We start from the raw sequence: 10,532 nt of genomic DNA on the forward strand, positions 1-10,532 counted from the left end.
GGTCCGCCCGCCCCCTGTACTCCCGGAGAAGCCCGCCCATGTCCACCGCTCCCTCGACCGCCACGGCCGAGGTCCCGCAAGAGCCCGTCCCGGCTCCGTCCCCCAGCCGCTGGGCCCCGCTGCGTCCCCTGGTCCTGCGTCTGCACTTCTACGCCGGTGTGCTCGTCGCCCCGTTCCTGCTCGTCGCCGCGACCACCGGCTTTCTGTACGCCGGTGCCTTCCAGGCCGAACGGATCGTGTACGCCCATGAGTTGACCGTCCCCGTAGGCGACCGCGAGCTGCCGATCTCGCAGCAGGTGACCGCCGCCCGCAAGGCGCACCCCGAGGGCACGGTCTCGGCGGTCCGCCCCTCCCCGGAGGCCGGCGCCACCACCCGCGTCATGCTCTCCGGCGTCAAGGGCGTCCGCGCCGACCACACCCTCGCCGTGTTCGTCGACCCGTACACCGGAAAGGTGCGCGGCGCGCTCGAACAGTACGGCTCGACCGGCGCGCTCCCGCTGCGCACCTGGATAGACGACCTGCACCGCAATCTGAACCTCGGCGAAACCGGCCGCCTGTACAGCGAGTTCGCCGCGAGCTGGCTGTGGGTCATCGCGGGCGGTGGCCTGGTGCTGTGGTTCTCCCGCCGTCGCGCCCTGCGCAAGGTGCGCGGCACCAGCGGCCGGCGCCGCACCCTCGGCCTGCACGGCACGGTGGGCGTCTGGGCCGCCGTGGGTTTCATCTTCCTGTCGGCGACCGGACTGACCTGGTCCACGTACGCGGGTGCCAACATCGACGAACTCCGCACCTCCCTGGGCCAGTCCACGCCCTCGGTGTCCGCCGCGGCGAGCGGTGAGCACGCGGGCCACGGCGGCTCCACCGCGACCGGCGCCGCCGAACACGGCGTGGGCCTGGACAAGATCCTCGCCGCCGCGCGGGCCGAAGGGCTGGGCAACCCCGTCGAGATCGTGCCGCCCGCCGACGCGAACTCGGCGTACGTCGTCAAACAGGTCCAGCGCAGTTGGCCCGAGAAACAGGACGCGGTCGCCGTCGACCCCGCCACCGGCAAGGTGACCGACGAACTCCGGTTCGCCGACTACCCGTTGCTCGCCAAGCTGACCCGCTGGGGCATCGACCTGCACACCGGTGTCCTCTTCGGACTGGCGAACCAGATAGCCCTGATGCTGCTCGCCGGCTCCCTGATCCTGCTGATCGTCTGGGGCTACCGGATGTGGTGGCAGCGCGGCCGGGGCTCCTCCTTCGGACGCCCGATCCCGCGCGGCGCGTGGGCCCAGCTGTCCCCGCTGATTCTCGTCCCGTGCCTGGCGGTGATCGTCGTACTCGGCTATTTCGTCCCGCTGTTGGGCATCCCGCTGGCCGCGTTCATCGCCGTGGACGTCGTGCTCGGCGAGGTGGCCCACCGCCGGGGCCACCGGACGTACGCGAAGTAGCGACACACGCGAAGGGGCCCGGTCCCCTCAAGGAACCGGGCCCCTTCGTACTCGCTCTCCCTCAGACCCGCTCGAAGTCACCCGCGAGCGCCGAGGCGATCCGCAGATGCGAGCCCGCCTCCTCGTGCCGCCCCTGGCGCTCCAGGGTGCGGCCCAGCATCAGCCGCGCGTAGTGCTCCACCGGGTCACGCTCCACGAGGACCCGCAACTCGGCCTCGGCGCGCCGCAGTTGGGCCGAGTGGTAGTAGGCGCGCGCCAGCAACAGGCGCGGTCCGGTCTGCTCGGGCACCTCCTCGACCAGCCCGCCCAACACCCGCGCCGCCGCGGCGTAGTCCTTGGCGTCGAAGAACATCTGCGCGCGCTCCCAGCGCTCCGCCGGTGTCCCGTGGTCGTAGTACGTCATGTCCACTTGACCTCCTTCGACGACCTCAACGGACCATGTTGGTTGAATATTCCACTACTCCGCCATGGTGGTCGTACCCCGCTACGGCGGCACTGCTTCGCCACGGTGGCGCTATTCCGCTACGGCGGCCAGGGCGGCGTTGGCCCGCTCGGTGATCAGGGTCAGCGCCCGGCCGGCGGTCTCCAGATCCTGGCCCGGGATGCCGGCGTAGATCCGGGCGGTGTATGCGCCGGTCTCGCGGCTGACGCGCTCGAACAGCTCGCGACCGGCGTCCGTGATCCTGACCTCGGGCCCGCCGACCCCGTCGAACCCGTCGGCCTCGACCAGCTTCGCCGCGATCAGCCGGTCGACGACGTCGCGCACGGTGGCCTCGTCGACCTTCAACGCCGAGACGACCTCGCCGACGAGCTGTTCGCGGCCGAGGGGTCCGTCGGCGACGGCGACGAGCCGGAGGGTGATCTGCTGCTGGAAGTCGAGGCCGTGCCGGATCAGGACGCTCTCCAGGACGGCGCGTCCGGCGTAGTGCGCGAGGCCGATGACGCGGGGGTCGAGTCGGGGTGCGGTGATGGTCATGACTGCTCCTTCTCGTGCTCACTCGCATGGTCGAGGGGTGTGTCGAGCAGGGTCGCCAGGTCCCGGCCGAACTCCCGGGCCCGCGCGCTGTCGAGGCCGCCGAGCGGCTCCAGCAACTGCTCCAGAAGTCCGTGGACGACCTTGATCGCCCGCCGGGTCACCTCGCGGCCCTGCTCGGTGAGGGCCAGTTGGACCGCACGGGGATCGCGGGGGTCCCGGGTGCGCTCGACGAGGCCGGCGGATTCGAGGGCGCGGGCCAGCTTCGAGACGTAGAGGGCCTCGAGGCCGGTGTGGTCGGCGAGGTGCCGCTGGCTGGGGCGCAGCCCGGAGCGCTGCATGCCGTACAGCGACGCCACCAGGGAGTACTGCGCATGGGTCAGTCCCAGGGGTGCCACCGCGCGGTCGACCGCCACGCGCCACTTCATCGACAGTCGCCAGACCAGGAAACCGGGCGTCGCGCCCTCGGATGCCGTACTCATGACCGATACGGTACATGGCTACTATATCTATGGCTACTATTTTTCGACGGGGGCGCGGAGACGAGACCGGGGAGACGGGGCAGGGGAGGCGGCACCGGTGAGGACCCGACGGACCGGGTCGGCGGCTGACGGACTGACGGAACGGCCCCGGCGGGGCTAGGTTGTCGCCATGAGCAATCTTGATCGCGAAGCGGTTCCGGCCCTGTGCGGCGGCCGTGGTTTCGTGGTGGCGGAGCCCGTCCGTGAACTCCTCAGCCCGCGCCGGGTGCAGCTCGGCGAGTCCACCGAAGTCCGCCGACTGCTGCCCAACCTGGGCCGCCGTATGGTCGGAGCCTGGTGCTTCGTGGATCACTACGGTCCCGACGACATCGCCGACGAGCAGGGGATGCAGGTGCCGCCGCACCCCCACATGGGCCTGCAGACGGTGAGCTGGCTGCACGAGGGCGAGGTGCTGCACCGCGACTCGACCGGCAGCGTCGCGACGATCCGCCCGCGCGAACTGGGCCTCATGACCTCCGGCCGCGCGATCAGTCATGCCGAACAGAGCCCGAAGTCGCACGCCCGCTTCCTGCACGGCGCGCAGCTCTGGGTCGCGCTGCCCGACAGTCACCGGCATGTCGACCCGCACTTCGAGCACCACGCCGAACTGCCGGTCGTCACGGCACCGGGCCTGCGCGCCACGATCGTCCTCGGCGACGTCGACGGCGCGGCCTCGCCCGGCACGACGTACACCCCGATCGTCGGCGCGGACCTGGCCCTCGCGGCCGGCGCGGACGTACGCCTCCCGCTGGAAGCGGACTTCGAGTACGCCGTCCTGGCCATGTCCGGCGAGGCCCACGTCGACGGCGTCCCGGTCCTCCCGGGCTCGATGCTCTACCTCGGCTGCGGCCGCACCGAACTCCCGCTGCGGGCCGCGTCGGACGCGGGGCTGATGCTGCTGGGGGGTGAGCCGTTCGACGAGGAGTTGATCATGTTCTGGAACTGGATCGGCCGCACCCAGGAGGAGATCCAGCAGGCCCGCACGGACTGGATGACCGGCTCACGCTTCGGCGAGGTGAAGGGCTACGACGGCGATCCGCTGCCGGCGCCCGAGCTGCCGCCGGTGGGGTTGAAGCCGCGGGGGCGGGTGCGGTGACCTGCTGAGACGCGCGGACGGGGTTGGTCGGGGCGAGGGTGCGCGCACTTTCGCTTTCCGGGTCCGGGCGACGCCGGCGGTTTCGCGAGAGCCGAGGCCTGAGGGGTCTGCGTGGGCGAGGTGCCGACTCGGTGATGTGGCTGTGTGTGGGCGGCTGTTGCAGCCCGCTTGCTGACCTCCACGTGACACTCGTGGAACCCGGCTTCTTCCGCACCGACTTCCTCGACCCCGCCGGCCTGCACACCGGCACCTAGCCGCCCCCGCCCCGCCCGCTCGGCAGGGGCGTGGGGCCTGTGTTCCAGACGCGCAGCAGCCACCTCGTCACGGCGTGCGCCGTGTTCTCACCTCCCTTCCGGCCCGTTGCCTCCCGTCCGTCAGCCGTCAGCCGGGCGCGTGACTATCGGCTGCATGCGGATCACTGTGTACGTCTCGCCGGGCCCCGGCGGTCGGGTCCATGACCGGGTGGTGAATGTGTGCAGCCGCCCGTGCACGACGGCATGACGCGGTAGAGACGCACCGAACTCCTCGGCCACCGCCTCCAGCAGTGACCGCTCCACCTCGGCCCCGTCCTCCAGGTCATCGAAGAACCGGCTCGGGGCCAGGGCCGGTGGTATCTCCCCGCTCGATCGGACCTCTCCGTCCGCGTACGTGAACGCGTACTGCTCGCAACCGTCTCGTGCCATCGAGAGATGGAAGAACGGATCCCCGTGCCGTTCCCTCAGACCGCTCCACACCACCACCGCACGGGTGCCCGTGCTCGCGGCTGCGGCCGGAGAGACGAAGCGCTGCCCGCCGAACGGGGCGGGACCGCCGTCGAAGGCGAAGCTCCAGCCGGTGCCGGCCCGGCCGACCGCCATGAGGGCCCTGTCGTCGTAGGACGAGAACTCCTTCCGGTCCTGTTGCGATCTGCTGCGCGCCTCCCAGAAGGTCATGGGTTCGCTCAGCACGGCACTGTCCGCGTCGCCGTCCGTGAGACGTTCGGGCAACTCCTCCGGCTCCGCGCCTTCCACCAGGACGAACCGGTAGGACGTGCGGTTGTTTCCCGGGTCCGGGTCCGCGAGCCAGGCGAGGTTGCCCGGGTCGAGCCCGGCCGCCGGCCTCGGTGCCTCGCCGGTCTGACCGCCTCGTGGAACGGACAGCAACTCGCGGCCGCGCTCCGGGGTCAGCAGCGGCCCGAGCACGGGGTCGGCCACCCATCCCAGGGGCACCAAGTGGTCCGGTCCCAGCGGCTCCCACAGGGGCAGGGCGTCTGTCAGCTCCCGCCAGGCCCCGTCGGTGTCTCCCCACCGCGCCAACTCCCGAGCCCGCTCGACCGCTTCCCCGAACGGTCCGACCGCCGTGTACCGGTACGTACCGTCTCTGATCTGAGCCAGCGTCGCGAAAGCCAGTGACGTCAGGTTGTCGTCGGCGCCCCGCAGATGGAACAGCAACGTGGAGTCGTCCCGGTACGAGTGCGCCGCATGCTCGGCGGCCAGCGGTGGCAGCAACTCGGGTGCGTACTGAGGGTCCGTCACCAGGCCGTCGAAATACACCATGTAGGTGCGTCCGAGCAGTCGGCGTATCTGGTCGCCCAGCCCCGCCGCCCGCGGCCTGCCGTACTCCTTGGCCTCGTCCAGCCCCTTCTCGGCCCGCTCCCAGTCGCCGCGCAGCGCCTCCAGTCGAGCCTCATCGACCAGGGCGTCCAGCCTTCGCGTCGTGTCGTTGGCGAACACCGGCTCCCCGTCGCTCCGGTGCGCCTGGAGCCTGTGGAACTCGCGGTGCATCTCGTCCATGAACGCAAGGAAGTTCGCGTGCCGCTCGGGCAGCTCGGCCCGCCAACTCGACCATGTGTACACGGCCCATTCGCCCGCCTCGTCCACGTCCTCGGGATCCATGAGGATGTAGGTGATGTCGGACTCGACGTCGAGCTGGAGCCCGCGCCGCCACAGAGCCGCCTCCCGCCGCTCCTCGGGCGTGGTGTCCTCGTCCTCGTACTCCTCGAACATGTCCGCGAGGCCCGACGCGTTGTTGTGCCAGTGCGCGTCCTCCGTTCCCGCCAGCAGCGAGACGAACCCGCCCGCGTGCCGCCACCCGTCGCTGACCTTGAGGAACTCCCGGTACGACGGGGGCATCCAGCGGCCGAGGCGCTCCTCCATGGCCGCGATCCGCTCCTCGGAGGCGGGCGGGAACCCTAACCAGCGCGCCTGTCGCGCGGCCTCGTCGTCCTCGCCCCTCGCCCTGCCCTCCGGCAGGGAATCCGCCCACTCCCCGCTCCACCCGAGGAGAAAGGCCCGCCAGTCGAATGCCATGGAATCCGTCATACGCCCGATGCTGCCACCCGCCACTGACAGTGCCCCGCTGCTCCGGTGACGGAGGAGGGACACGGCGGAGACCGAGGGAGGGAGGAGGCGTCCGGAAGGCGTTCGCCCTGTCCGCCGAATCGTCTGCGCCCGGTGCTACGGCGAGCTGGGCAGGTCCGGGGAGCGAAGCACGAGCAGGGTGATCTCGCTGGGCGCGAAGACACGGAACGGCGGGCCCCAGAAGCCGGTGCCGCGGCTGGTGTAGAGCAGCGTGCGGGCGCCGTGCCGGCTGAGGCCGGCCAGGGCGGGCTGGTCGAGGCGGACCAGGTGGTGGAAGGGCCAGATCTGGCCGCCGTGGGTGTGGCCGGAGATCTGGAGGTCGATGCCGGCGGCTGCCGCCCGGTCGACGAACTTGGGCTGGTGGGCGAGGAGCAGCACGGGCAGGTCGGGGTCGGCGCCGTCCAGGGCTCCGGCGAGGTGGGCGCGGTGGCCCGCCAGGCCGGAGGACTCGGCGGTGACGTCGTCCACACCGGCGACCACGAGGGTGTCGCCCCCGCGTTCGACGAGCAGATGGCGGTTGCGCAGTGGCTCCCAGCCCAGCTCGCCCATCAGGTCGACCCAGCCCTGGGCCTCGCTGTAGTACTCGTGGTTGCCGGTGACGTACACCCGGGCCTTGGTGGCCCGCACCGTACCGAGCGGGACGGCCTGGGCGCGGCGGCGTTCGGCCGTCCCGTCCGCGATGTCGCCGGTGTGGCAGACCAGGTCGGCTTCCAGCGTGTTCACGGTCTCGCACACCCGCTCCGACCAGCGGGCGCGATCGAGCGGGCCGTAATGCGTGTCGGTGATGAGGACGACACGGGTGCCGTCCAACCCGGCCCCCAGCCGCGGGAGTTGGACGTCGAGGCGGCGCACACGTGGCACGCGGCGGGCTTCGGCGTACCCCCAGGCGAGCAGGACGGCGGTGGTGCCGAGGACTGCCCAGGTGACGATGCGGGCCCGGTCCTGACTCTCGCCGACGCCGGCCACGGTCAGGACGAGCCGCAGCAGCACCCCGAGCAGCACGGACCAGGTGAACAGAACCCAGCTGCCGCCCAGCAGGGTGTCCCCGACGATCGCGGCCCGGTCCTGCTGGCGTCGGCCGTGGCCGCGCCCCATCGCGAGCGGCATACCGACGAGACCGAGGACGAACAGCGTGGTACCGACCAGCGTGACGGGCAGCGGCCAGTGCTGGCCGGCGTACAGGAGCACCCAGCAGGGCAGGGCCCACAGCAGGACGGGGGCGATCAGGGGGAGATAGCGCATCAGGCGGAGCAGTGGGCTCCGCCGCGGAGCGTGCTCTTCGCTGCTGTCGGCGGATCGGGTGTCGCTGGTGTCGGTCACGCTGCCCCTCTCTGACCAGGCTGCCGTCCCGCGCACTGTATCGGGTCGTCCTCGGGGCGGGCGGCGGGGTGTTCAGGGCTCAGCCTCCGTCACCATACGAGCCGACTCGGGCCGCACCGCCAGACAGGAATTGGACTGTGGGTATAGTACTTGGACACCCAGTCCGAACCGAGAGGTGCGCATGGCGCCCGACGACCCGTCCCCGGACACCGAACGAAACGCGATCATCGCCGCCCTGGTCCCCCTCGTCGACGGAATCGCCGCGACCTTCGGCCCCGTGTGCGAGGTCGTGCTGCATGACTACCGGGACCCGGAGAAGTCGGTGGTCGCCGTTGCCGGTGGGCTGACCGGGCGGTCCGTCGGTGGGGCGATGAGTGAGATCGGGCTGCGGATGCTCGCGCGCGGGGACGAGGCGGCCGACGAGTTGAACTACCTCACCCGCACCAAGGGCGGCCAGCAGCTCAAGTCGTCCACGATGGTTCTGCGGGACTCCACGGGCGCGGTGTTCGGCGCGCTCTGCGTCAACGTCGACGTCACCGCCGTGCAGCAGGCGCAGGCCCTGCTCGCCGGGATCGGTGGAGGGGGTGCGGCCAAGGCGTCGACCACCACCACGTTCGGCAACGACATCGATTCCGTCGTCGAGGCCATCGTCGACGACCATCAGCTGCGGCGGGGCCGGACCTGGGTCCAACTCGACCGCGCGCAGCGCCTGTTGCTGTTCCGCAGCCTCGACGAGCACGGGGTGTTCGCCGTGCGCCGGGCCATCGAGCAGGTCGCCGCCCGGCTGGGCATCTCCCGCGCCTCCGCCTACAGCTACCTCTCGCAGGCGCGGGCCGCGACCGGCACCCCCGCCCCTTCTGATCCCGCTTCCGATGGAGGAGCCGCGTGACCACCACCCCGCCCATCACCCTCGACGACGTCCGCGACGCCGCCGCGCAGATCAAGGGCGTCGCCCACCGCACACCGGTGCTGCGTTCGCGCACCCTCGACGAACTCGTCGGCGCCGAGGTGTTCCTGAAGTGCGAGAACTTCCAGCGCATCGGCGCCTTCAAGTTCCGCGGTGCCTACAACGCGGCCTCGCGACTGACGCCGGAGGAACTCGCGCGCGGCATCGCCGCCTACTCCTCCGGCAACCACGCCCAGGCCGTCGCCCTCGCGGCCCGCGAACTCGGCACCACCGCCGTGATCCTCATGCCCGAGGACACTCCGGCCTCGAAGCTCGCCGCCACCGCGGGATACGGCGCCGAGATCGTCACGTACGACCGCTACAGCGGCGACCGGGTGGCCATCGGGGAGGCGATGGCAAAGGAGCGCGGGCTCTCCCTCATCCCGCCCTACGAGCATCCGCACATCATGGCGGGGCAGGGCACGGCGGGACTCGAACTCGTCGAGGAAGTAGGGGAGTTGGACGCCGTACTGACGCCCGTGGGCGGCGGCGGGCTGATCGCCGGGACGGCCACCGCCGTCAAGGGGCTGCACCCGCGCACCCGCGTGATCGGCGTCGAACCGGAGGCCGGCGACGACACCAAGCGGTCGCTGGAGGCGGGCCGGCGGGTGTCCATCCCGGTGCCGCGCACCATCGCCGACGGACAAGCGGCCGACACACCCGGTGAGTTGACCTTCTCCGTGAACCGACGGCTGGTCGACGAGATCGCGTTGGTGAGTGACGAGGAGATCAAGGACGCGATGCGGTTCGCCTTCGAGCGGCTGAAGATCGTCGTCGAGCCGAGCGGCGCCACCCCGCTGGCCGCGCTCCTCGCCGGGCGCGCGGGCCGGCTGTCGGGCCGGGTGGGGATGATCGTGTCCGGCGGCAACATCGACAGCGAGCGGTTCGCACGGCTGTGCGCGCCGGGCTCCTCCTGACGCGCCTGAACGCCTGACGCGCCTGACCGCGCCCGAGGCCCGCGTCGCCCCGAATGGCGCTCCCGGCTGGACGGGAAGACGATGGTGTGGTGGGGCGCGGCCCCCGCCGAAGCGCCGACGCCGTTCGTGGCCGCCGGGAGACGGAGACCGGCCCCGGCCGTGCCGCACACGGCCGGAACGGAGGCAGCCGTCATGCTGGAAGTGAAGACGGTCGACAAGCCGGACGAGCGACGTGACTTCCCCCGCGGGCACCTCGAAGCCGTCCACCTCACCGGGCTCGACTTCGCCGTGGCCACCTTCGAACCGGGGTGGCGCTGGTCCGAGTCGGTGGCCCCGATCGCGGGCACCGCGAGTTGCGAGATCCACCACAACGGCTACGTGGTCCAGGGGCGGATGCACCTCCTCATGGACGACGGCGGCGAGGCCGAAGTGGGCCCCGGCGACGTGTTCGTGTGCCCGCCCGGACATGACGCGTGGGTCGTCGGCGACGAACAGGCGATCGTGTACGACTTCGCGGGCGCCATGGCCACGGGCTACGCGAAGGCCCCGTAGCCCCTTCGGACGTACGCGCCCCGCGGCACCGCACCCGCCGGGCGCGTATGTCATGTGCGGTACCAGACGGTCATGTGCGGCACCGGTCGGTCATGTGCGGCACCGCACGGTCATACGCCGTACCCGACCGTCATGCACGGTACTCGGCGACCCGCCCCTCCGCGTACGCGACGGCTTCCGCGTGCCCGAACAACCCGGGCAGCCCGCCCGTGTGCACGAACACGGTCCGCTCGCCCGGCCGGATGTCGCCGTCCCGCACGGCCGCGATCAGTCCGGCCATCGCGCGGCCCGTGTAGGTCGGGTCGAGGACGAGTCCGGCGGTGCGGGCGGCGAGGGTGAGCGCCTCGGCGGTGGGCTCGGTGAGCGTGGCGTAGCCGCTGCCGATCTGGTCCCGTCGTATCCGCAACGCACCCGAATCCGATGAGGACGGGGACGGGG

11 protein-coding genes are annotated in these 10,532 nt (G+C 71.6%); 5 read left to right on the plus strand and 6 right to left on the minus strand.

Annotated features, from left to right (window positions below; genetic code table 11):
• The first annotated feature begins 38 nt into the window (after positions 1-38).
• Positions 39-1,430, plus strand: a complete 1,392-nt coding sequence (locus tag JHN63_RS41780; protein WP_200690355.1) for a PepSY domain-containing protein — start codon at positions 39-41, stop codon at positions 1,428-1,430.
• Positions 1,431-1,491: 61 nt separating this feature from the next.
• Here the strand turns inward: JHN63_RS41780 and JHN63_RS41785 are convergent, their stop codons facing one another.
• The 3 genes from JHN63_RS41785 to JHN63_RS41795 form a co-directional block, all read right to left on the minus strand.
• Positions 1,492-1,839 (minus strand): tetratricopeptide repeat protein, encoded by a 348-nt coding sequence (locus JHN63_RS41785; RefSeq protein ID WP_200690356.1) that lies wholly within the window; start codon positions 1,837-1,839, stop codon positions 1,492-1,494.
• A 105-nt stretch (positions 1,840-1,944) separates the two neighbouring features.
• Entirely contained in the window at positions 1,945-2,406 is a 462-nt protein-coding gene (locus JHN63_RS41790) for a MarR family winged helix-turn-helix transcriptional regulator (protein ID WP_200690357.1), read from the minus strand.
• Positions 2,403-2,885 (minus strand): MarR family winged helix-turn-helix transcriptional regulator, encoded by a 483-nt coding sequence (locus tag JHN63_RS41795; RefSeq protein ID WP_200690358.1) that lies wholly within the window; start codon positions 2,883-2,885, stop codon positions 2,403-2,405. Before JHN63_RS41795 ends, JHN63_RS41790 begins: the two co-directional genes overlap by 4 nt.
• Positions 2,886-3,054: 169 nt before the next feature.
• Here JHN63_RS41795 and JHN63_RS41800 point away from each other — a divergent pair, with 169 nt between their 5' ends.
• On the plus strand, positions 3,055-4,020 hold the full coding sequence (locus JHN63_RS41800) for a pirin family protein (protein WP_200690359.1): 966 nt from the start codon (positions 3,055-3,057) through the stop codon (positions 4,018-4,020).
• A gap of 374 nt (positions 4,021-4,394) precedes the next feature.
• Here the strand turns inward: JHN63_RS41800 and JHN63_RS41805 are convergent, their stop codons facing one another.
• The gene (locus JHN63_RS41805; RefSeq protein ID WP_200690360.1) at positions 4,395-6,320 is read right to left on the minus strand and encodes an SMI1/KNR4 family protein; all 1,926 of its coding nucleotides are present in this window, start codon (positions 6,318-6,320) and stop codon (positions 4,395-4,397) included.
• A 135-nt stretch (positions 6,321-6,455) separates the two neighbouring features.
• A complete protein-coding gene (locus JHN63_RS41810; protein WP_200690361.1) occupies positions 6,456-7,679 on the minus strand; it encodes a metallophosphoesterase in 1,224 nt (407 codons plus the stop codon).
• Between the two features lie 181 nt (positions 7,680-7,860).
• On the opposite strand from JHN63_RS41810, the gene JHN63_RS41815 reads away from it, so the two are divergent.
• From JHN63_RS41815 to JHN63_RS41825, 3 genes are all read left to right on the plus strand, one after another.
• Complete coding sequence (locus JHN63_RS41815; protein ID WP_200690362.1) at positions 7,861-8,568, plus strand: transcriptional regulator; 708 nt, start codon at positions 7,861-7,863, stop codon at positions 8,566-8,568.
• Positions 8,565-9,542: a pyridoxal-phosphate dependent enzyme gene (locus tag JHN63_RS41820; protein ID WP_200690363.1), complete on the plus strand. Its 978-nt coding sequence runs from the start codon at positions 8,565-8,567 to the stop codon at positions 9,540-9,542. Before JHN63_RS41815 ends, JHN63_RS41820 begins: the two co-directional genes overlap by 4 nt.
• A 192-nt stretch (positions 9,543-9,734) precedes the next feature.
• Complete coding sequence (locus JHN63_RS41825) at positions 9,735-10,094, plus strand: cupin domain-containing protein (RefSeq protein WP_200690364.1); 360 nt, start codon at positions 9,735-9,737, stop codon at positions 10,092-10,094.
• Between the two features lie 130 nt (positions 10,095-10,224).
• On the opposite strand, the gene JHN63_RS41830 is transcribed toward JHN63_RS41825, so the two are convergent.
• Positions 10,225-10,532, minus strand: a 308-nt coding sequence (locus JHN63_RS41830) for a pyridoxal-phosphate dependent enzyme (protein WP_200690365.1), incomplete at its 5' end; no start/stop codon positions are given.

The sequence above is a fragment of the Streptomyces sp. MBT65 genome, from assembly GCF_016612545.1.
Taxonomy (GTDB): Bacteria; Actinomycetota; Actinomycetes; order Streptomycetales; family Streptomycetaceae; genus Streptomyces.

Excerpts from the sequence above, each read along its gene's own strand:
- JHN63_RS41790 (WP_200690357.1), bottom strand. The coding sequence starts at position 2,406 with ATGACCATCACCGCACCCCGACTCGACCCCCGCGTCATCGGCCTCGCG.
- JHN63_RS41805 (WP_200690360.1), bottom strand. The coding sequence starts at position 6,320 with ATGACGGATTCCATGGCATTCGACTGGCGGGCCTTTCTCCTCGGGTGG.
- JHN63_RS41780 (WP_200690355.1), top strand. The coding sequence starts at position 39 with ATGTCCACCGCTCCCTCGACCGCCACGGCCGAGGTCCCGCAAGAGCCC.
- JHN63_RS41795 (WP_200690358.1), bottom strand. The coding sequence starts at position 2,885 with ATGAGTACGGCATCCGAGGGCGCGACGCCCGGTTTCCTGGTCTGGCGA.
- JHN63_RS41825 (WP_200690364.1), top strand. The coding sequence starts at position 9,735 with ATGCTGGAAGTGAAGACGGTCGACAAGCCGGACGAGCGACGTGACTTC.
- JHN63_RS41800 (WP_200690359.1), top strand. The coding sequence starts at position 3,055 with ATGAGCAATCTTGATCGCGAAGCGGTTCCGGCCCTGTGCGGCGGCCGT.
- JHN63_RS41815 (WP_200690362.1), top strand. The coding sequence starts at position 7,861 with ATGGCGCCCGACGACCCGTCCCCGGACACCGAACGAAACGCGATCATC.